The organism is Pseudomonas sp. GW822-FHT01E03, assembly GCF_058802985.1.
This window is the reverse complement of sequence record NZ_JBXAOQ010000002.1, coordinates 488,916-509,497: the sequence shown is the minus strand read 5'-3', so window position 1 is coordinate 509,497 and position 20,582 is coordinate 488,916. Positions and strand designations below refer to the sequence as shown.

General features: G+C 63.1%; 17 protein-coding genes. 2 read left to right on the top strand and 15 right to left on the bottom strand.

Translation table 11 applies throughout. From position 1 onward, the window contains the following. Positions 1 to 20: 20 nt before the first annotated feature. On the bottom strand, positions 21 to 371 hold the full coding sequence (locus AC1RP7_RS05600; protein ID WP_057712943.1) for a RidA family protein: 351 nt from the start codon (positions 369 to 371) through the stop codon (positions 21 to 23). Between the two features lie 27 nt (positions 372 to 398). After that, complete coding sequence (locus tag AC1RP7_RS05595) at positions 399 to 1,640, bottom strand: D-amino acid dehydrogenase (RefSeq protein WP_493181354.1); 1,242 nt, start codon at positions 1,638 to 1,640, stop codon at positions 399 to 401. A 109-nt stretch (positions 1,641 to 1,749) separates the two neighbouring features. On the opposite strand from AC1RP7_RS05595, the gene AC1RP7_RS05590 reads away from it, so the two are divergent. Further along, complete coding sequence (locus AC1RP7_RS05590) at positions 1,750 to 2,667, top strand: LysR family transcriptional regulator (RefSeq protein WP_429521783.1); 918 nt, start codon at positions 1,750 to 1,752, stop codon at positions 2,665 to 2,667. Here the strand turns inward: AC1RP7_RS05590 and trhA are convergent. Further along, positions 2,664 to 3,281, bottom strand: coding sequence for a PAQR family membrane homeostasis protein TrhA (gene trhA, locus AC1RP7_RS05585; protein WP_493181355.1), 618 nt, complete (start codon positions 3,279 to 3,281; stop codon positions 2,664 to 2,666). The genes AC1RP7_RS05590 and trhA overlap by 4 nt on opposite strands. 131 nt (positions 3,282 to 3,412) lie before the next feature. Here trhA and AC1RP7_RS05580 point away from each other — a divergent pair, with 131 nt between their 5' ends. Beyond that, positions 3,413 to 4,327 carry a LysR family transcriptional regulator gene (locus AC1RP7_RS05580; protein WP_057712939.1) on the top strand — a complete coding sequence of 305 codons (915 nt, stop codon included), beginning with the start codon at positions 3,413 to 3,415 and terminating at the stop codon, positions 4,325 to 4,327. Between the two features lie 111 nt (positions 4,328 to 4,438). Here AC1RP7_RS05580 and madM read toward each other — a convergent pair whose 3' ends face one another. From madM to AC1RP7_RS05520, 12 genes are all read right to left on the bottom strand, one after another. Further along, positions 4,439 to 5,203 (bottom strand): malonate transporter subunit MadM, encoded by a 765-nt coding sequence (madM, locus tag AC1RP7_RS05575; protein ID WP_057712938.1) that lies wholly within the window; start codon positions 5,201 to 5,203, stop codon positions 4,439 to 4,441. 1 nt (position 5,204) lies between these two features. Further along, a complete protein-coding gene (madL, locus tag AC1RP7_RS05570) occupies positions 5,205 to 5,621 on the bottom strand; it encodes a malonate transporter subunit MadL (RefSeq protein WP_090451919.1) in 417 nt (138 codons plus the stop codon). Between the two features lie 65 nt (positions 5,622 to 5,686). Further along, on the bottom strand, positions 5,687 to 6,598 hold the full coding sequence (gene mdcH / locus AC1RP7_RS05565) for a malonate decarboxylase subunit epsilon (protein ID WP_493181356.1): 912 nt from the start codon (positions 6,596 to 6,598) through the stop codon (positions 5,687 to 5,689). Next, positions 6,595 to 7,215, bottom strand: a complete 621-nt coding sequence (locus AC1RP7_RS05560) for a malonate decarboxylase holo-ACP synthase (RefSeq protein ID WP_493181357.1) — start codon at positions 7,213 to 7,215, stop codon at positions 6,595 to 6,597. The genes mdcH and AC1RP7_RS05560 overlap by 4 nt, the downstream gene beginning before the upstream one ends. Then, positions 7,209 to 8,012, bottom strand: coding sequence for a biotin-independent malonate decarboxylase subunit gamma (gene mdcE, locus AC1RP7_RS05555; protein ID WP_218494704.1), 804 nt, complete (start codon positions 8,010 to 8,012; stop codon positions 7,209 to 7,211). Before mdcE ends, AC1RP7_RS05560 begins: the two co-directional genes overlap by 7 nt. After that, entirely contained in the window at positions 8,009 to 8,860 is an 852-nt protein-coding gene (locus AC1RP7_RS05550) for a biotin-independent malonate decarboxylase subunit beta (protein ID WP_218494703.1), read from the bottom strand. The genes mdcE and AC1RP7_RS05550 overlap by 4 nt, the downstream gene beginning before the upstream one ends. Then, positions 8,853 to 9,152, bottom strand: a complete 300-nt coding sequence (locus AC1RP7_RS05545) for a malonate decarboxylase subunit delta (RefSeq protein ID WP_057712932.1) — start codon at positions 9,150 to 9,152, stop codon at positions 8,853 to 8,855. The genes AC1RP7_RS05550 and AC1RP7_RS05545 overlap by 8 nt, the downstream gene beginning before the upstream one ends. Beyond that, complete coding sequence (locus AC1RP7_RS05540; protein ID WP_218494702.1) at positions 9,152 to 10,033, bottom strand: triphosphoribosyl-dephospho-CoA synthase; 882 nt, start codon at positions 10,031 to 10,033, stop codon at positions 9,152 to 9,154. The genes AC1RP7_RS05545 and AC1RP7_RS05540 overlap by 1 nt, the downstream gene beginning before the upstream one ends. Continuing rightward, entirely contained in the window at positions 10,033 to 11,703 is a 1,671-nt protein-coding gene (mdcA, locus tag AC1RP7_RS05535) for a malonate decarboxylase subunit alpha (protein ID WP_008001151.1), read from the bottom strand. The genes AC1RP7_RS05540 and mdcA overlap by 1 nt, the downstream gene beginning before the upstream one ends. Positions 11,704 to 11,913: 210 nt before the next feature. Then, on the bottom strand, positions 11,914 to 12,375 hold the full coding sequence (locus AC1RP7_RS05530; RefSeq protein WP_090451931.1) for a chemotaxis protein CheW: 462 nt from the start codon (positions 12,373 to 12,375) through the stop codon (positions 11,914 to 11,916). Then, positions 12,368 to 18,388, bottom strand: coding sequence for an Hpt domain-containing protein (locus AC1RP7_RS05525; protein ID WP_493181358.1), 6,021 nt, complete (start codon positions 18,386 to 18,388; stop codon positions 12,368 to 12,370). Before AC1RP7_RS05525 ends, AC1RP7_RS05530 begins: the two co-directional genes overlap by 8 nt. Before the next feature lie 37 nt (positions 18,389 to 18,425). Then, entirely contained in the window at positions 18,426 to 20,486 is a 2,061-nt protein-coding gene (locus AC1RP7_RS05520) for a methyl-accepting chemotaxis protein (RefSeq protein WP_492623905.1), read from the bottom strand. Between the last annotated feature and the right edge of the window lie 96 nt (positions 20,487 to 20,582).

The window sequence follows — 20,582 nt, the reverse complement described above, 5'->3', positions numbered from 1 at the left end:
CCGTTGTGGGTGTTGGTTTATCAGACGCGTGCAGCGATGACGGTGATTTCCACCAGCACCTGCGGGCGGGCCAGTTCGGCCTGCACGGTGGTGCGGCTCGGTGCCTGTCCTGGCGATAGCCAGGCCGACCAGACCTCGTTCATCGCGGCGAAATCCTCGGTGATGTTCTTCAGGTAAATGGTCGCGCTGAGCAGATGATCCTTGTCGCTGCCCGCCTCCGCCAGCAAGGTATCGATTTTCGCCAGCACTTCGCGGGTCTGGCCGGTGGCATCCAGGGCATCGCCCGGCACCTGCCCGGAGAGAAACACCAGGTCGCCAAAGGTCACGGCGCCAGACAGGCGCGGGTTGCTGTGCAGTCGGGTAATGGTCATTGCAGTGTCCTCTTCTGAAATCAGTATTCAGGCAGCCCGGTGGCTGAAACCCTGAAGGTCAATGGAAGGCCGGCGCTCGCCGATCAGCTCGCTGAGCAAGCGTCCGCTGCCGCATGCCAGGGTGAAACCCAGCGCGCCGTGGCCGAGGTTGAGCCACAGGTTGCGATACGCCGTCGCGCCCAGTAGCGGCACGCCGCTGGGGGTGGCCGGGCGCATGCCGGCCCACTCGACGGCTTCGTCATAGGCGCCGGCATTTGGAAAGGTGTCATGGGCCTGACGCTTGATCAGCGCCAGACGCTTGGGGTCCAACGCAGGGTCGAAGCCGACGATGTCGACCATCGCCGCCACTCGCAATTGCTTACCGATGCGGGCGTAGACGATCTTGCGGTCGTAGTCGGTGATGCTCACGTCCGGTGCCCGGTGACCGGCACCGATCGGCACGGTCAGGCTGTAGCCCTTGAGCGGATAAAGCGGCAGTTGCAGCCCGGGTAGCGCCAACAACGGACTGCGGTGACCGGCAGCGATCACCAGTTGATCGACCGGTAGCAATTGCCCGCCCAGTTCGATGGCGTTGACACTGCCGTTGCTGTGGCGAATGCCGGTCACTGCTTGCCCGAGGAGAAATTCGCAACGGCCGGACGCCTTCAGTCGTGCGGCCAGTTGCTGGCAGAAGCCGTGGCAGTCACCAACCTCTTCGTCCGGGGTGTAGATCGCCCCGACAAAGGGCGCATCGATCAGCGCCGGTTCCAGTTGCGCGCATTCGGCCGGCGACAACACTTGCTGTTGCTGCGGGTCGGCCAGGCCTTGGCGCGCATGCTCGAAGCTGCTGTTCTGGCGGAAAGTCACCAGTTTGCCATTGCGCCGCCACTGGAATCCCGCCAGTCCATCATCCTCGCGCCAGGACTTCAATGTGTCCTGGCTGAACAACGCCAGGCGCAGCAAGTGCGCGGCGTTCTCGCGGTTGACCGAGCGGCGGCAGGCGCCGAGGAACGACGCCATCCAGCGCCACTGGGCCGGGTCGAAGCGCGGGCGCAGCTTCAGCGGTGAGTCTCCGCGCAACATCCAGCCGATGGCTTGCAAAGGCACACCGGCGTCGGCCAGGGGCGCGACATAGCGATAGGACAACTGGCCGCCGTTGGCAAAGCTGGTTTCGCTGCCCAGCGAGTCCCGTGCCTCGACCACCGTCACCTCGAAGCCGTCGCGTACCAGCGCATAGGCCGTTGCCAGGCCAATCACGCCGCCACCGATGATGCACACACGCTGAGCCATGTCCGTCCTTAAAACCGTTGTGAAGACGACACCAAGGTTAGAGCCAGGTGACAGACGTTGAACAATGCATAAAGATGGCAAACCCATAAACAAAGGTTATGGACTTGCCATGCGCCTTCGCCATATCGAAATTTTCCAGGCCATCCGCCAGACCGGTTCAATCAGCGCCGCCGCGCAATTGCTGCATGTCTCGCAGCCGGCGGTGAGCAAGGTGTTGCAGCACGCCGAGCAGCAATTGGGCTTCCCGTTGTTCCTGCGGGTGCGCGGCAAGTTGCAGGCAACCCCGGAAGCGCTGGAGCTGGAGCGCGAAGTGGACAAGGTCAGCGAAAGCCTGCAAGGCGTACGACGCCTGGCGCAGAGCCTGCGCCGCGAACCTGGCCACAGCCTGCGCATCGGTGCCACCCCGGCGCTGGCCCTGTCATTGCTGCCACCGGCCATTCACGAATGGACCGGGCGTTACCCGGACATCGTTTGCGAACTCTCCAGCGCCCACAGTCGCGAACTGGTGCAGAACCTGTTGATGCGCGAAGTGGATGTCGCCCTGACCCTGCAACGCCCGGATCACCCGGGGCTCAAGGCCCAGGCGCTGGCGTCCGGCGTGCTGGTGGCGCTGGCGCCGAGTGGTTACTGGCCTCAGGAAGAGGTGGGTAAACCGTTGCCACTGATGGCGTTGGCGGATGCGCCGCTGATCGGTTTATCCAGCGCCGATCCGCTGGCCGCGCGGCTCGACAGTTACCTGGAAGCGGTCGAACCCCCGCCCCGGGTACGCATCGCCGTGCAAACCTACTCACTGGCACGGGCGATGGTGGAATCTGGCGCGGGCCTGGCGGTGATCGATCCGTTCACCGCCCTTGGCGCCTCTCCCGCCACCACAACGATCCGCCCTCTGGCACCGCCGTTACCCATTACCCTGTACGCAGTGACCCGCGCCGCCGAACCACCGCCCCACACCTTGAACGATCTGTTGCAGGTATTCAGCCGGCGAGCCCGGGAGCAGTTGGATCGCCTGGTCCCGGTACAGCCTTAAAGGACATAAAACAAAATCGCCACAAAGTGCAGCAGGCTCCCGGCGATCACGAACAGATGCCAGATCCCGTGGGCATGGCGCAGGCGATGATCGAGGGCAAAAAAGATAATCCCCACGGTGTACAACACCCCGCCCGATGCCAGCCACGCAAACCCGGCGCCGCCCAGCGCCGCGAGCAGCGGCTTGACCGCCACCAGTACAATCCAGCCCATCACCGCATAAATCACGATCGACAGAATCCGCGCTTCCGAACGCGGCTTTATCTCTTGCAGGATGCCGATCAGCGCCAGTCCCCAGACAATCCCGAACAACGTCCAGCCCCACGGCCCGCGCAGGGTCACCAGACAGAACGGCGTGTAACTGCCGGCGATCAACAGGTAGATCGAAAAGTGATCGACCTTCTGCATGATCGCTTTCTTGCGCCCGCGCACGCTGTGGTACACGGTCGACGCGCTGTAAAGCACTATCAGGGTAAAGGCGTAGATCGCCATGCTGACAATCTTCCACGGACTGCCGTCGAGACTGGCCAGCACAATCAGCCACACCCCGCCGATAAACGCCGCCACGGCCCCGACAAGATGCGTCCAGGCGTTCAGTCTTTCCCCGTGATACATGCGTTGCTCACCTCGAAATTCGTTACCGCAGAGCGCAAGGCTCAGGCTTGAAGCGTAAAAGCGCAATGTTTCTGTACGACGGGCCCGGAGTAATTGGGCACAATCGAGTCATTCCAAAAAGAGTCCGCCCCATGCTGATCGATGAAGAGTTGACCCTGAAAAAACTCGAGGTGTTCCTGGCTTTCATGCGCACCGGCAACCTGGCGCGGGCCGCTGCCGAGTTGCAGACCAGTAACGTCAGCGTGCATCGGGCGATCCATTCCCTGGAAAGCGCCCTGCGCTGCCCCCTGTTCAAGCACGAGGGCCGCAGCCTGACGCCGCTGGAAAGCGCTTATGTGCTGGAAGAGCGGGCGCAGAAGCTGATTCAGGATGTCGTCGAAAGCGTGCGCCTGACCCGCGAAGCCGCCGGGTTCTCCGCCGAGCGTTTCAAGCTGGGTTCGCTGTATTCACTGACGGTCAAGACCGTGCCGCAACTAATCATGGGTTTGAAGATCCGCCGCAGCGAGCTCAACATCGACCTGATTCTGGGCTCCAACATCGACCTGCTCTACAAGCTCAAGAACATGGAAGTCGATGCGGCCCTGGTGTCGCTGGACGACAGTGTCAACGACCCGGATTGCGAGCAGATCCCGCTGTTTTCCGACGACATCTTCCTCGCCACCCCCGCCGACTCGAAGTTTGCCCAGCGAACCGAAGTCGACCTGGCCGAGGTCCGCGACGAAACCTTCATCACCCTGACCCAGGGCTTCGCCACACATCAGGACGGCAAGCGGGTATTCGAGCAGGCAGGGTTCGAACCGAAGGTGGCGATGCAGGTCAACGACATCTTCACCCTGCTGAGCATGGTCAGTTCGGGCGTGGGTTATGCGTTGCTGCCGGGGCGGATTGCGGCGGTGTACGAGAACCGGGTGAAGCTGATCCCGTTGCAGGAAAAGTACCGGTTGCAGCAGCACATTGGCGTGGTGTTCCTGAAAGCCAAGGAGCGTGATCCGAATCTGCTGGCGTTGCTGGCGGAGTGTCGGATGTATGCCAATCGGCAGGCTTGAGACCTTATCGACCCCATCGCGAGCAAGCTCGCTCCCACATAGGAATGCTATTCCCTGTGGGAGTGAACTTGCTCGCGATGACGTCTGAACATTCAATGACGATGCAGCGGACTACCCGACAATCCCGCGAACAATGAAGTACAACAACGAAGGCCCCAGCAAGCAGCCCAACCCGGTGTGGAATGTCGCGGTCAGCGCGCCATAAGGCACCAGGCGCCGATCCGTCGCCGCCAAACCGGCAGTCACACCACTGACCGTCCCGGCCAGCCCACCGAACACCATCGCCGAGCGCGGATTGTCCAGGCCCATCCAGCGCGCCGCCATCGGCGTACCCACCATCACCAGAATCGCCTTGATCAGACCGGTGGCAATCGACAGCGCCACCACATCGGAACTGGCGCCAATGGCCGCGCCGGTCACCGGCCCGACAATGTAGGTCACCGCACCGGCGCCGATGGTGGTCATGCTCACCGCATCGCGGTAACCGAATGCCCAGGCCATGCACGCGCCGACAATAAACGGGAGCACCGTGCCCAACAGCAGCGCGATCACGCCGATCAAGCCGGCTTTTTTCGCTTCAGTGGCCTGCACCTCGAATGCCGTGGCGACGATAGCGAAGTCCCGCAGCATGGCGCCGCCCATCAGCCCGATGCCGGAAAACAGGGTCAGGTCCGCCAGGCCTTTTTGCCCGCCGGTCATCGTGCCGCCGACCCAGGCCAGCACCAGGCCGATGACGATGGCAATCGCCGAGCCGTGGATACGCCCGAAGGTCAGGCGTTTGGAGATCACTACTGACACCCACATGATCACGCCGACGAAAGCGAATGCGGTGACCAGACCGTTGTGTTCCAGACCGTTCTTGATGAGTTCCCACATATCAGCGACCTCCTGCCGGTGCGCCAACCGCCGTTACATCCACCGGTTCATCGGGCAAGGGTTCGCCTCTATGGGTCCGGCTGATCAGGGCAATGGTGCAGCCGCAGATCACCACCGAACCGATCGCTGCCAACACCGCCACCGGACCACCATGCAGCGCCGTGACCACGTTTTGTTGCGCCGCCATCGCCACCACCACCGGGATGTACATCGCGCCCCAGAAGCCGACGCCCATCTCGCAATCCTTGGTCATGCCGCCACGGTTGTGCATCCACAACCGTGCGCAAATCAGCAGGATCATCGCGATCCCGACACCGCCGACGTTTGACTTCACACCCAGCAACACCCCGAGCATGTCCCCCATGATCACCCCTGCCAGCGTACAGATCGCCAACAGCGCCACACCGTAAATAATCATTGCTGTAGTCCTCAAAGTGCATTTCGAATGTTGTTTTTGTTGTGCGAAGCCTTAAGTCAGATGATCTAAGGGTGGCGGCTTCCCTCCTCACGCATCAGCGCCTGCAAGGTGTCGAGCCGTGCACCGTCGAAGGCAATCACGGTGCCCTGCTCGAACACCCGGCGCGCCAGTCCGGTCAGCACCGCACCGGGCGGCAGTTCGATCTGTAGACGTACGCCGCGCTCGTAGGCGCTTTGTACCGTGCCGCGCCAATCGACGATGCGGCACATGTTGAAGGCCAGGTCGTCACGCAAGGCTTCAGGCTTGATCAGCGGACGCGCGCGACTGCCGCTCAGGTAGCCCATCTTCGGAGTTTGCAGCGACACTTTGGCGAAGGCGTCGGCCAGTCGCTGCGCGGGGGCCTCAAGCAATGGGCAATGGGACGGCACGCTCACGGCCAGACGCTTGGCCAAGCCGGCTCCGCAACCTCTCGCCAACTCGGCCACCGCCTTCATCGCCGCGTCGCTACCGGCAATCACCACCTGGTTATCGGCGTTGATATTGGCCAGATAAACCGGCGTTTGCGCGCTGTGCACCCGGGCCAGTAATCCTTCCACCGTGGCCAGGTCGAGGCCGATGATGGCGGTCATGCCGTAGCCCTGTGGATAAGCCTGCTGCATCAGCTCACCGCGCAGGCTGACCAGATGCAGCGCATCGCTGAAACCCAAGGCACCGGCCACCACCGCTGCCGGGTAAGCGCCAATCGACAAGCCGGCCACGTAGTCCGGCGCCATGCCCAACTGGCGTGAAGCAGCGACGCCGGCGATCAGCAGGCAAAGCTGAACCGCCCTCGTCGACTGCAACGCCTCGGCAGAATCCAGCTGCGTCACATCTTCACCGAGCAGGTCGCTCGCCTCGTTCAACGTTTCCCGAGGTAAACGCGCCAGCATGCCGGGTTGTTGTGCACCCTGGCCGGGGAACACCAGCAAGCTGCTCATGCTGCTTGCTCCTGTGGATTCCACGGATCAGTCACCAGGGTGGCTTGAATGGCATTTTTCAGCAGGACCCGCGACGAAGCACCGGCCCATTCGCGCAAGGCAACGGCGCCCGACGGTGCCTGCAATTGCAGGTCCACGCGGCACACGACGGCATCAAGAATGGCCACCAACGCCTGCGCGTCGACACGACTCAATGGACGTGGCGTACGCAGGATCAGATCGAGGTCGCTGCCCTCGTGCAAAGCGGCAAACCCACTGGCCAACTCGAACCCGGCGCTACCGCTGACACCCCAGACCCAGCCACTGTCATCGAGGTGCGAACGCAGTTGCACCAAGGCACGCAGCGCCGGGAAATCGCGCCGGCCTTGAACATGGCGAAGCTCTTCGGGCTGCACCCGCCGCGTGATGGCGGCGACTTCCATCACCGCGGCAAATCGCTGTTCGCGCAACGGCCCGCGCACGCCCACGGCCACCTGCCCCGCCGCGCTCAAGGCGCGACGGACCACCACCGGCTGGCCGGCACTGATCGACTCGATCACCCACGCAGGCGCATCCGCAGGCAACTGCTGCGGGGTCATGCCCCACAGCAGGTCGTGAGCCAGTAGCGTGCTCACCACTGCGCTCTCAGCAATTGACGAACCTTGCTCGACGCCGCCCGATTGGCCGCACCCAGCCGACCGCTCAGATCACGGCCAGCGGCGGCCACATCGTCAATCGCCTGATGCAGGCACTCGGTCACCCGCGCCAGATCCGCCGCCGTCGGCTGCTCGATCTTCTCCACCGCCAAGGTTTCCCACAGCAACCCGAGGCTGGCATAGCTATCGATGTCATAGGCCATCGGCGGCACGCTGGCAGCCAAGGCTTCGAGCTCTTCGACGCTGCGCAAGGTCACCCGCGCGGCCGACGCCTTGCCCATGGCGTGCACCATCACTCCCGGATCGCGCAGGGCGATCAAGCGATTGGCCTGATAGCCGTGGGCCAGAAACGCGCCCGACATCGCCTTGCCCACCAGCAAACCGATCACCGCATGACCGGCCAGACGGGCACGGGCATAACTGCCCGCCGCAGCGGCCAGCGCCTGATGAATGCCGAGGGCTTCCTCCCGTCGACCGTAAGCCTGGCTCGGCACGTCGACGATGGCGATCAGAGCGCGCTTGCGTGCCTTGTTTTGATCGGCGGCAATGACTTCATCCACGGCCTTGGCCAGGCCCCAGCCTTCGAGCAAACCCACTTCGCCGTTACGTGCACGGACGAAGCGGTTTTCCGGGTCGGCCACCACCGCGAGGAAACGCACAGGCTGATCGCCCAGCACGGCGTCCGCGACCTTCAGCGAAGCCGGCAAACCCTCGACCGCTTTCGCTCCGGCGCTCAAGGCGTTGAACCAGTTCAAGCCTCGCAGGGAATACGAACTCATGGGCGTTCTCCTTGGTACAGATCGCGAACCACGGACGGCTCGATTTGCGGTTCGGCATCCAGACGCGCCAACCGTTGCAGGAACAACCCGGCCTGTTGGCTACGCGGTTGCGCTGGCAATCCTTGCTGGAGTAACTCACCCACCTGCTGGCGGATCTGCGCCACGTCGTCGGCAACATAGCGATCCACCAGACCACTGGCGAAGCGTTGCTCGCCACCGGTCAGGCTCCAGATGAAAGGCCGGTCGCGGGAGTCGTACTCCTCGAGTCCGGCTTCCTGTTCGATCACCTGCGGGCCGTTCAGGCCGAGCCGCGCTTCCTGGGTCACCAACAGGTAGCTGCACAACCCGGCGGCAATCGACATGCCGCCAAAGCAACCGACGCTGCCCGCCACCACACCGACCACGGGTTGGTACTGCTGCAAATCGACAATCGCCGCGTGGATGTCGGCAATGGCCGCCAGGCCGAGGTTGGCTTCCTGCAAGCGCACACCGCCGGTTTCCAGCAGCAGCACGGCGCGGGTCGGGATACCGTTGCGGTTGTCTTCGGCGGCCAGTTCCAGCGCGCCGGCAATTTTTGCTCCGCCGACTTCACCGAGGCTGCCACCCTGGAACGCTCCTTCGATGGCCGCGATCACCACCGGCAAACCATCGAGATTGCCCTTGGCGATCACCACGCCGTCGTCGGCTTGCGGCACCACGCCCTGGCGCGACAGCCACGGCGACATGATCCGTTGAAAGGGGTCGAGCAGTTCGCGGAAGGTGCCTGCATCGAGCAGGGTCTTGGCCCGTTGCCGGGCACCGAGTTCGACGAAGCTGTGCTTGTTGAGCAAAGATGCGCTGTCAGTCATGGCCGATCTCCTCGAAGCCTTGCTCCAGACGCAGGCGCACCACACCGGGTGTCGCACCGAAATCGTGGATGTCGATGTCCATCGCCGGCGGTGTCTGACCGTCGAACATCCGTGCAAACAGATGCCGCCAGCGTTGTTCGCTGCCGTTGACCGAGGTCTGCACATTGATCGTCAACTTGCCGGCCTGACCCGGTTCGATCAGCACTTCCAGATCGCCAGAGCCGACACAACCCACCAGGGTGCGACCGCGTGGCGGCTGCCCGGCGGGGAATTCAAAGGATAAGGTTTCCATCAAAACACTCCCTGGATAAGGCCGTCGCCAGACGCGATACGGTCGATGAACAGGCAGGCTGCGAGCAGGTCGGCAGCGCCACCGGGCGAGGCATTCAACGCGATGAGTTGTTGGTCCAGCTCATGCAGGCGGCGACGTCCGCCGAGGCTGGCGCTGCCGCCCGCATCGAGCACCGCCCGGGCGCCCAGTTGCATGGTGTTCAGGCCTTCTTCACCGGCGCGATAAAGCACGCAGGTGTCGGCCAGACTCGTCATGATCGCCAACAGCGCGTCGAGCCGGGCGTTCTGTTCGCCATGACCGGCGGCGCGGCTGCGCAGCAGTTGTGGCAGTGCACGTTGGGTCACCGCCGGAAAACCCAGTTGCGCTTCTTCACGGGCGCCGCGAGCGCCGTAGCGTTGGGCGACTTGCGCACCGTGACTGAGCGGATGTGGCGCAAAACGGTCGTCGAGCAGGGCCAGCCGCGCCGCCCGCAACGCCACGCTATTGGCGTTGCAGGATTGAGGTTCCAGTGCAGCGGCAGTGATCAGCAAGCCCAAGGCCCAGATCGCCCCGCGATGGGTGTTCACCCCGCCGGTGGTGTCGAGCATGGCTTGCTCACCTTCGCGACCAATGCGGCCCACGGCTTCGCGCAGGGGCAAGCCGATCTCGCCGAACTCGATGGCGGCTTCCGCCATTTCTTTAAAGGCCGGCCACAAGGACAGAGCCGAGGCGTGCATCAGCCCCAGGTGCAAATCGGTGTGGGCGCCATTGCCGCGACGATCGACCAGTGCCGGTTTCGGCGACAGATCAGCCTCGTCGATCAACGCATCCACTGCCAGGTCCGCCAGCCGTTCGGCCAGGCTCAGGCTCAGGCTTTTTGGTTGCAGGTTAAGTGCGTGCATTACCAGCTCCTGAACTTGGCGGGCGGGTTGTAGAGGCCACCGGACCACTCCACCAGATCGGCCACGCTTTTCGCCGCGAGCAGTTCGCGGGTGGCGTCGGTGCGGCGGATGCCGAGGTCTTCGGGCAAGGCGATCAGGCCTTCGCGGCGCATGCGCGCGGTATCTTTGGGGTTGTGGCGCAGGCCGATGGCGGTCACCCCCGCGACGGCGGCGATCATCGCCTGGCGTTCTTCCAGTGAGCGCGCCTTGTACAGATAGGCGATGCCTTCTTCGGTCAACAAGTGGGTGACGTCGTCGCCGTAGACCATGATCGGCGCCAGTGGCATGCCGCTTTTCTTCGCCACATCCACCGCATCGAGGGTTTCGACGAAGGTCGGTTTGCCGCCCTCCTGGAAGGTCTCGACCATCTGCACCACAAGTTTCTTGCCGCGTTCGAGCATCGGCTCGGCCACATCGGTATTGCGCATGTCGAGCCAGGCCGGCGTGCCATGGCGACGACCGCGTGGGTCGTGACCCATGTTCGGTGCCCCGCCGAAACCGGCCAGGCGTCCGCGGGTCACGGTGGAGGAATGACCGTCGCCATCGACTTGCAAAGTCGCGCCGATGAACAGGTCCACGGCGTATTGCCCGGCCAGCTGGCTGAACATTCGGTTGGAACGCAGGGAGCCGTCGCGCCCGGTAAAGAACACATCCGGCCGCGCCGCAATGTAGTTCTCCATCCCCAGTTCGGTGCCAAAGCAATGCACGCTTTCGACCCAACCACTTTCAATCGCCGGGATCAGCGTCGGGTGCGGGTTGAGCGTCCAGTTGCGGCAGATCTTGCCTTTGAGGCCGAGGGATTCGCCGTAGGTCGGCAGAATCAATTCGATGGCAGCGGTGTTGAAACCGATGCCGTGGTTGAGGGATTGCACGTTGTGTTTTTCGTAGATCCCGCGAATCGCCATCATCGCCATCAGCACGTGCACAGGCTTGATGTGCCGAGGGTCGCGGGTGAACAGCGGTTCGATATAGAACGGCTTGTCGGCCACCACCACGAAGTCGACCCAGGACGCGGGGATGTCGACGCGCGGCAGGTCGCTGACGTCGTCCACCAACTGGTTGACCTGGACGATGACGATGCCGTCGCTGAAGGCCGCCGGTTCGATCAGCGCCGGGGTGTCTTCGGTGCTCGGCCCGGTGTAGATGTTGCCGGCGCGGTCGGCCATGAACCCGGCCGACAACACGACGTTGGGAATCAGGTCCACCACCAGCCGTGCGTAGAGTTCGATGTAGGTGTGGATCGCGCCGACTTCCAGCAGGCCGTCTTCGAGCAACTGGCTGATGCGCAGGCTCTGGGTGCCGGCGAAAGAGAAGTCGAGTTTGCGGGCGATGCCGCGTTCGAACAGATCCAGGTGCTCGGAGCGTCCGACGCTGGGCATGATCATGTGCAGGTCATGCAGCTTCGCGGGGTCGGCCTTGGCCAGGGAACGGGAAAGGAAATCCGCCTGCTTCTGGTTGTTGCCTTCGAGCACCACGCGGTCGCCGGGCAGAATCAGCGCTTCAAGCGCCGCGACGATGTTGTCGGTGGGCAACACCACACCGTCGGCAAGACCTCGCACCAGCTCGAGGCGCCGCTGCTTTTCGCTGCGCCGCCGCGTCCATCGCGAGTCGGGGGATATTGTTGTTGTCATGACCACTCCACGGGTTCGCTGTCGTGGGGGTCACCTTAGGAGTGTTGGTTGGGGGTATCAATCAAGCAGAGTGGTGGATCGTTACGCTCAGGGTAATGGTTGTCTGGACTGACGCCTTCGCGAGCAAGCCCGCTCCCACTTTGGAATGCGGTCCCCTGTGGGAGCGGGCTTGCTCGCGAAGAGGCCGGTGCAGTCAACGCAAGTCCGCGATCAGATGGTCAATCCGGCATCCACCAACAACGCCTCCAGCGCCAGCAGATCCGGCACCTTGGCCACTTGCTCGCCCACCTGTACCGCTGCCTGCTCCAGCGGACACAACGGCACATCCACGTAACTCAACTGGCTATCGAGCTTGCAAGAGCGCGGAATCCCCTGCACCAGCAGGGCGATGAATTTCAGCTCGGGGCGCCCGCCCAGGGCGTTGAGAATGACGATCCGCGCGCGTTCGCCGATGACGATTTTCTGCGCGCATGCCGACTCGAAACTCAGCAGCGGAATCTGCCGGTCACGCCATGTCACCAGGCCCAGGTACCACGGCGGCGTGTCGAGGTCGAACGTCCCCGGCTGCTGGTAATCGATCAGCTCGGCAACGGCGACGTTGGGCAGGATCAGGTTGCGGTCGGCCAACGGCAGCAGCAGGCCGGTGAGGTTGCTGGTGCGGTGCTCAAGCATGGGTCTTGCTCCACAAGGCGATGCTTTCGAGCAGCACCGATTCCTGGTACGGCTTGCCAAGGTAGTCGTTGACGCCAATGGCCATGGCGCGGTCGCGGTGTTTCTGTCCGGTGCGGGAGGTGATCATGATGATCGGCAGGTGTTGCAGGCGTTCGTCGTTGCGCACCTGGGTCGCGACTTCGAAGCCATCCATGCGCGGCATCTCGATGTCCAGCAGCATCAGGTCGGGCATGTGCTCTTCCAGCAGCAGCATGGCATCGACTCCGTCCTTGGCGGTCAGCACGCTCATGCCGTGGCGTTCGAGCAAGCGGCTGGTGACCTTGCGCACAGTGACCGAGTCGTCGACCACCATCACCAGCAGCGGCCGATGCGGTTCGACCTCGACCTCTTGCCCCGCCGGACGCTGGGGCACACGGGCCTGCATGGCGCGGATCGGCGCCAGCAAATCCAGAATCAGCACCACCCGGCCGTCCCCGAGAATCGTCGCCCCGGATACCCCTTGCACGGCCGCAAATTGCGGCCCCAGGCTCTTGACCACGATTTCGCGAGTGCCGGCCATGGCATCCACCAGCACCGCGATGTGCCGTTCGTTGCACTGCACCAGCAACACCGGCAATGGCAGGCTCTGGCCCAACAGCTTCGGGCGCGGGCTGGTTTTCAGCAGCTCACCCAGATAGCACAGCTCGTAATGTTGGCCGGCGTATTCGTAGGTTGGCGAATCGAAGCGGAAATACCCTTCGAGTTCATTGGGCAGAACGCGAACGATGCCGTCGATGGTATTGAGCGGGATCGCGTATTGGTCCTCACCGCACTGCACCATCAACGCCCGATTGACCGAAACGGTAAACGGCAGGCGAATGCGGAAATGCACGCCCTGCCCGGGCACCGAGTCGATGCTCATGGTGCCGCCCAGTTGTCGCACCTCTTCGTGCACCACGTCCATGCCGACGCCGCGCCCGGAGATCTGGGTGATTTTTTCGGCGGTGGAAAACCCTGGTTGCAGGATGAACTGCAACACGTCGTGATCACTGATGATGCTGTCCGGGGCGAGCAGGCCGCGCTTGATCGCCTTGCGCCGCACCGCGTCCAGCGGTACACCGGCGCCGTCGTCGCGGATGTCGAAAATGATGTCGCCGCCTTCGCGCAGCAGATCGAGGGTGATTTTTCCCTTGGCCGGCTTCCCCGCCGCCAACCGCACTTCAACGGACTCCAGGCCATGGTCGACGGCGTTGCGCAGCATGTGTTCCAGCGGCGCGGCCATGCGTTCGAGAACGTTGCGATCCATCTCGCCTTCGGCGTTGTCGACGATGAAGTCCACGTCCTTGCCCAGTTCGCTGGACACCTGCCGGACGATGCGCTGCAAACGCGGGAGCATGCGTTCGAACGGCACCATGCGCGTGCGCATCAGGCCTTCCTGCAGTTCGGTGTTGATGCGGCCCTGCTGTTGCAGGAGGTTTTCCGTGTCCTGATTGCGTCGCTCGAGGGTTTCCTTGAGGTCGAGCAAGTCAGAAGCCGACTCGAACAATGCCCGGGACAGTTGCTGCAACTGTGAGTGGCGGTCCATTTCCAGCGGGTCGAATTCCTCGTAGCCCAGGCGTTCGGCCTCGACTTGCTGGCGGCTGAGGATCCGCCCCTGGGTTTCGGTATCGAGGCGGCGCAACTGGTCGCGCATCCGCTCGATAGTGGTCTCCATTTCATTCAGGGCGATGTGCGCATCGTTGACCTGTTGTTCGATTCGGCCACGGAAGATCGATGTTTCACCGGCCAGGTTGACCAGATCGTCGAGCAACTCCGCCGAGACCTTGACCATGTCCGCGCCGGCATCGGAGGGCGGCGCCAGCGGCTCGGGCTTGGGCGTGGCCGACGGCGCAACCGACGCGGGTGTTTCCGGCACGGCCGGATGGCTGAAGTTCTTGATCGCATCGATCAAGCGATCGGCCGGCGGCATCGGCTCACCGGCGCGGGCCGCATCGAGCATCTGCGCCAGGCGGTCATGGCTGCGCTGCAACAGCGCGAACAACGGCTCCGTCGGTTGCAGCACGCCGGTGGACAGGCCTTCGTAGAGGAACTCCAGTTCATGGGCCAGATCACCAATCGCGGCGATTTCCACCATGCGCGCACCGCCCTTGAGGGTGTGCAGATCGCGCAGCAGGGTTTCCACTTCCTGACGACTCGAAGGCTGGGCCTGCCAGCGCTCAAGCGCCGCCCCGGAGCTTTCGATAATGTCGAAACCTTCCTCGAGAAAGATCTCCAGCAATTCAGTATCGTGCGCAGCCGCGTCGCTGCCGGTCGCCTGCCGGGTCCCCTCGGCGACACCCGCATGCCCTTGACGGTAGGCACGAATGGCTTCGATCAGCTCACGGGAATCGTCCAGCGGCTGGTTGAGTTGCAACTGTTCAAGGTACAACGCCAGTCGCTCATGGCTCTGTTTGAGCAGCACCGCCAGTGAATCGCTGAAGGCATAACGACGGTCCACCAGACCCTGGTAAAGGCTTTCCAGCTCATGGGCCAGATCGCCGACCGGCCCGACCCCGGCCATGCGTGCACCGCCTGTGAGGGTGTGCAAATCCCGTTGCAGGGACGACAGCGGCGCGGCGTTGTCCGAGTCGCGCAACCAGCGCTGCAAGGCCTGACCGGCGCTTTCGAGGATGTCCACCGCCTCTTCAAGGAAGATCGCAACGATTTCATCGTCCAGCTCGCGCCCCTCTCCTGTAGGAGCGAGTTCGCTTGCGATGGGCGTTAACGATGACGCGTTGTCATTGGATAAGCGCGGCGCATTTGAGTCCATCGCGAGCGAGCTCGCTCCTACAGGGGCAGGGGGTAGCGTGCGCTCAAGTTCCTTGGTGGCAGAACCCAGTTCGCGAATGCTCAGGCTTCGGCTGCCATCGCTGCGGATCAGGCCCATGGCCGACGGGTCAAGGCTCTCGTCGAGCAGCTCGCGCAAGGCCCTGATCCGTTGCGGCTGCGGGCTGACTTCCTGACCGGCAGCCAGTTCGTCGAGCATGTTGATCAGTGCTTCGTGGGCACCCTGTGCTTCATGGAAAAACCGCTCGCTGACCGCCAGGCTGCTTTCTTCCACGGCACCGTACAGGTCGAGCAACGCTTCGCACAACTCGTCCACCGGGTGCAGGTCGGCCAGATGGGCGCCTTCGCCGAGGGTGGTCAATTCGTCCAGCAGCGCGCTGAGCTCCTGACGTTCGCCGGGGTGTTGCTGCCAACGTTGCAACAGGCTTTCGGCGTCCAGCAGGATGTCCATGCCCTGGGCGAGGAAGTTGTTGATCAGTTGCGGGTCGCGCTTGATTCGCAGCCCGGTGTTCGGTGTGCTCAGGAGGTTTTCCAGGCGCTCGGCCAGCTGCGCCCTGGCTCGCTCGGTCAAACCCCGGGCACCGGGAATTTCCGCCAGCGGATCGCGCTTGAGCTGGCGCAAGCCGAGGCGAAACAGTCCTTCTGCCTCCAGTAACAATTCGACTTCATCCAGATCCAGTGCGATCAGGTGCGCCTTGTATTCCCGAGCCAGTTGATCCAGCGGAGCGGCCAGTTCGGCAATCGGCAACACGCCGGCCATGGAGGCGCTGCCCTTGAGGGTGTGCAAGGCGCGCTGCAATTCGTCGCTGGCCTGCAACGGCACATGCTCGGCGGCCTGATCAAGGAAGCGATTGAGGCTGCCCAAGTGGGTTTCGGCCTCTTTGCGAAAGATCTCCAGCAACAGCGGATCGAGGGCCGCGACATCTTGCGTATCCTCATCGGACACCGGTTCATCGCCCTTGGCCAGGGCATGGGCGCGGGCGGCCAACTGATCGACATCGTTACGCTGACGCTGGGCGTTGGCGGCGTATTCAGCCACCAGCTCCGGCAGCAGATGCAGCACATCGCCGATCAGTTGCTGCACCGTAGCACCCGGCTCCACACTGTTCTCCAGTACGCGATTGAGCAGGTTTTCCACGGCCCAGGCCAGCTCGCCCAGCACCAGGGCGCGCACCATGCGGCCACTGCCCTTGAGGGTATGGAAGGCGCGGCGCAACTCACTCAGGGCCGAGCGGTTGTCTGGGTTGGCGGACCAGCGCGGCAAGTAATCGCGCAGGATCTCCAGGACTTCGTCGGTTTCTTCGAGGAACACTTCGCGCAGTTCTTCGTCCACCGGCTCTTCGCCCGCGGGTGGCGGCAGCAGGCTGCCCGGGGTGTTCAGCGCGGGCGGATTCAGAGTCGAAACCGGACTGGCGAGCACATCGGCCAAGGTCTGGACGACCTGTGGATCCTCCAGCTCCTGCATCATCTGCATGACCTGCGCCTGGGTCGGGTTGAGCACATCATCAAGCACTGGCACATGCTGCTCACTGGGGAAAAAACCGAGGTTCGCCAGGCTTTTTTCCGCGACATCAAGCAGGTTTTCGCCCTGCGCTTGCGGGTCATCACCGAGGCGTTCGAGATAGTACTCGATGCTGGTGATCACATCGGCCAGACTGTCCAGTTCCTGCCAGCCCGGTTGACCCGGCTCGAGCAACAGGTGCTCGCGAATAAAGTGGTTGCAGGTTTCGACCAGGCTCGCCGCCCGGCTCAACGGAATCATCGCCAGCGCCCCGCGCACCTGGGTCAGCAAGGCCGGCAACGCCTGCAAATGCTGGCGGTCCCAATCGGCGTCGATGTAGTCGACAATCATGTCCTTGGCCTGCTGCAAACAGATGCGGGCCTCCTTGATCACGATCTGATGGATCTGCGTCAGGTCGGTGGTGGGCAGGCGGTTGTCGTCCTGGCTCTCCGGCTCCACGGTACCGACCATGCCGGCCAGCGTCGCTTCGACGTACAACAAGGCCCCTGCAACGTCCATGAGGATCGCATCGTTGGGTTCGCGCTGACCCTGAGCGAGGCTGAGCACCACCGCCAATTGATCGATGATCACCTTGCGCGGCTGGCCGAAGCCAAGGACCGCCAGGGTGTCGGCGATTTGCCGCAGCGGCGCCAGCAGGCTGTCGAGGTCGGAAGTGTGCTGGCGGTCACTGCGCACGAACAGGTCCAGGCGCTCCTTGACCCGCACCAGCTCTTCGCACAGTGCAGCCAGCACCGAGCGCATGGCGTCGCGGTCGGGACCGGCCAGGCGCGCGCGTTCTTCATCGACCATCACGCTGTCGGGCAGCGCGTCGTCCAGTGAGTAGCGTTCTTTCATGGTCAGCATCTGCCCGGTGGGATGTTCGGCCTTGGCAATATAGAAGAGCAAACTCTTGAGCAGCTCCGGCGGGGCCGGCTGGTTGATACCGGGCATGCCTTGTTCGAGCAGGCGCTTGAGTTCCTTGTCGGCATCCTTGAACAGGCTGCGCAAGGCCGGGCTATTGGCGATCGCACCGCCCTGCATGCCTTCGACCAGCGCCGATGCCACCTGCCATAACGGGCTCAGGGGGGCGTTGTCGCACAGTGCTTCAAGGCGGGTGAATACCTTGGCCAGGTAATCGAGGTTGGTGTCGTTGTCCTGTTCGCGCAAAAATCCGACCAGCGCCATTTGCAGCATCTGCCGCAGCTTTCGCAGCACACCGGGCAATTCGGCCGGTTCCAGCTGCGCCAGCGCTTGTGCGTCCAACGCTGGCAACTCGGGCAATTGCGGGCTGAACAGGCTGGTTTCCGACAGCAGGCTTTCGCCGCGGGCGCTGCGCAGGTCATTGATCAGTGGCAACACCACCAGTGGCAAGTCGCGGCGCGCGCCTTGCACCCGGTCCAGGTAGATCGGCAACTGCCCCAGGGCCTGCATCAACAGGTGCAACGCCTCGTCGCGATGGCTGACACGGTTGCCCTGCAAGGCCATGGCCAGTTGTTCCATTTCTTCGGCGAGCAATGCCGCGCCGTAGAACTCGACCATCTGCAAACTGCCATGAACCTGGTGGATGCACGAAAGGCTTGCATCCAGCGCTTGCGTCGCCTGCGGGTCATCGAGCAGGTTTTCAATCGCGTGATGAGCCTGTTTCAGCGTTTCGGCAATCTCGCCCTTGACCCACTCGAGGGCCACATAGTCGTGCCGATCACCCATAACCACTCCAATCACAATTCAGATACCCATGGGCGGTTCAAGCTTTGTCCACAACCTGCGCCTTGGCATCCGGCAAGGTGAAACCGGACACCGAACGACGCAACTGACTGGCCATTTTCGCCAGGTTGCCGATGCTGTCGGCCGTGGCGGTGGAACCCGACGATGTCTGCGAGGTGATCTGCTGGATCACGTTCATTGTCAGGGAAATCTGACCGGCCGACGACGTCTGCTGTTGCGCCGCATTGGAAATACTCTGGATCAACGCCGCAAGAGTCTTGGAGACGCCTTCGATTTCTTCCAGGGCCACACCGGCATCCTGCGCCAGACGGGCGCCACGCACCACTTCGGTCGTCGTTTGTTCCATGGAGATGACCGCTTCGTTGGTATCGGTCTGGATCGCCCGCACCAGGGTTTCGATCTGCCGGGTGGCGGCGGACGAGCGCTCGGCCAGGCGCTGCACTTCATCGGCGACCACGGCGAAACCGCGACCGGCGTCACCGGCCATGGACGCCTGGATGGCCGCGTTGAGGGCCAGGATATTGGTCTGATCGGCAATGTCATCGATCAGGCTGACAATGTCACCGATTTCCTGGGAAGACTCACCCAGGCGCTTGATGCGTTTGGCGGTGTCCTGAATCTGCTCGCGAATGTTGTCCATGCCGTGGATGGTGTTGTGCACCACCTCGTTGCCCTTGTTGGCGATTTCCACCGAGCGTTCGGCAACCGCCGAAGATTCCGCCGCGTTGGCCGACACCTGGTCGATGGACTCGGCCATGTCGTTGATCGCCATCGACGCTTCGGAAATCTGCTGGGCCTGGTGCTCCGACGCTTGGGCCAGGTGCATGGCAGTGGCCTGGGTTTCCTGCACGGCGGCGGCCACCTGGCCGGCGGTGAGGTTGATGGTCGCGACCAGATCGCGCAGCTGGTCGACGGAGTAATTGATCGAGTCGGCGATGGTGCCGGTAAAGTCTTCGGTCACCGAGGCCGTCACCGTGAGGTCGCCGTCGGCCAGGTCTTCGATCTCGTCGAGCAAGCGCATGATCGCGTTCTGGTTACGCTCGTTTTTCTCGGCGGTCTCGCGCAACTGACGATTGGTTTCGCGCACCATCACCAAACCGATCAGGATGATCGAAGCCAGCGCCAACAGGCCCAGCGCATAGCCGCCAATGGTGTCGGTGGTTCGCCCGCCGACCATGTTTTCAAAACCGCTGGCCAGGTGTGAGGCTTCGTCGAGCAGGGTTTGCGACAGGCTGAAAATGTTCGAGGCCGATTCTCGGACCTTGAACAGCTCCGGCGAGGTTTCGAGGATCTCGTCCACCGAGCCCGAGACGAACTCGAACAGCTCGGAGATTTCCGCGAGTCGCGCACGGGCGTCGCGGTCTTCGACCTGGCTGACCTTGAGCGCCGGGTCGCCCTGGAGCATGCCGTTGAGCACCTTGCCGAACTGCGTTGCGTCACGCCCGAACGCATCGGCGGCCTGCTGTGAATTTTCGTCGCCGGCCAACACCGTGTTGACTGCGCCGAGGATCCGCTCGGCCAGCAGCGATTGGCGCTGAGCCATGGCCACCTGGGCCGCCGGGGCGCCCCGCTGCAGGAGAGTCTCGACGACTTTCTCGTACTCGACCTGCAATTGCGGCACGGTTTCGGCCAGGGTCGCGGCGACCTGATGCAGCGACAGTACGGTTTGCTCGCTGGAGAGAATCGCATCGGTGTTCTTCAGCAGCCGCTCCCAGTCCTGTTGCACCGCGCGCATCTCCGGACGCACGGTGGCGGGGGCCGGCGGCAGGCCCGTGGCCGGGTCACCCTTCTTCAGAAAACCCCAGCGCCGGGCAAAATCGTTGCGCGCATCGCTGAGCAACTTGAACGCGGCAGCCTTGCCGGCGGCGGCCTCGGTGGCGTTCTTGGCGATACGCTGGGACAGCACGCGCAGTTCGCCGGCGTGGCCGATGTACTGTTTGTCGTAGATAGCCTGGGTGTTGAGGTACGCGAAGTTGGCGAACAGCAGCATGATGAAGACAATCAGCGCGATGAACAGCACGATAATCTGCGACCGGCTGCGCGACCCTTCCATTGGCTTGCCTGCTTTTGCTTTTATCATCGGTCCTCGCCTGTTAACCCACACCTTCCAAGACTTACCGAGGAACCTGTGGGAGCGAGCTTGCTCGCGATAGCGGTGTGTCAGTCGACATTAATG

Excerpts from the sequence above, each read along its gene's own strand:
- AC1RP7_RS05600 (WP_057712943.1), bottom strand. The coding sequence starts at position 371 with ATGACCATTACCCGACTGCACAGCAACCCGCGCCTGTCTGGCGCCGTG.
- AC1RP7_RS05595 (WP_493181354.1), bottom strand. The coding sequence starts at position 1,640 with ATGGCTCAGCGTGTGTGCATCATCGGTGGCGGCGTGATTGGCCTGGCA.
- AC1RP7_RS05590 (WP_429521783.1), top strand. The coding sequence starts at position 1,750 with ATGCGCCTTCGCCATATCGAAATTTTCCAGGCCATCCGCCAGACCGGT.
- trhA (WP_493181355.1), bottom strand. The coding sequence starts at position 3,281 with ATGTATCACGGGGAAAGACTGAACGCCTGGACGCATCTTGTCGGGGCC.
- AC1RP7_RS05580 (WP_057712939.1), top strand. The coding sequence starts at position 3,413 with ATGCTGATCGATGAAGAGTTGACCCTGAAAAAACTCGAGGTGTTCCTG.
- madM (WP_057712938.1), bottom strand. The coding sequence starts at position 5,203 with ATGTGGGAACTCATCAAGAACGGTCTGGAACACAACGGTCTGGTCACC.
- madL (WP_090451919.1), bottom strand. The coding sequence starts at position 5,621 with ATGATTATTTACGGTGTGGCGCTGTTGGCGATCTGTACGCTGGCAGGG.
- mdcH (WP_493181356.1), bottom strand. The coding sequence starts at position 6,598 with ATGAGCAGCTTGCTGGTGTTCCCCGGCCAGGGTGCACAACAACCCGGC.
- mdcE (WP_218494704.1), bottom strand. The coding sequence starts at position 8,012 with ATGAGTTCGTATTCCCTGCGAGGCTTGAACTGGTTCAACGCCTTGAGC.
- AC1RP7_RS05550 (WP_218494703.1), bottom strand. The coding sequence starts at position 8,860 with ATGACTGACAGCGCATCTTTGCTCAACAAGCACAGCTTCGTCGAACTC.
- AC1RP7_RS05545 (WP_057712932.1), bottom strand. The coding sequence starts at position 9,152 with ATGGAAACCTTATCCTTTGAATTCCCCGCCGGGCAGCCGCCACGCGGT.
- AC1RP7_RS05540 (WP_218494702.1), bottom strand. The coding sequence starts at position 10,033 with ATGCACGCACTTAACCTGCAACCAAAAAGCCTGAGCCTGAGCCTGGCC.
- mdcA (WP_008001151.1), bottom strand. The coding sequence starts at position 11,703 with ATGACAACAACAATATCCCCCGACTCGCGATGGACGCGGCGGCGCAGC.
- AC1RP7_RS05530 (WP_090451931.1), bottom strand. The coding sequence starts at position 12,375 with ATGCTTGAGCACCGCACCAGCAACCTCACCGGCCTGCTGCTGCCGTTG.
- AC1RP7_RS05525 (WP_493181358.1), bottom strand. The coding sequence starts at position 18,388 with ATGGGTGATCGGCACGACTATGTGGCCCTCGAGTGGGTCAAGGGCGAG.
- AC1RP7_RS05520 (WP_492623905.1), bottom strand. The coding sequence starts at position 20,486 with ATGATAAAAGCAAAAGCAGGCAAGCCAATGGAAGGGTCGCGCAGCCGG.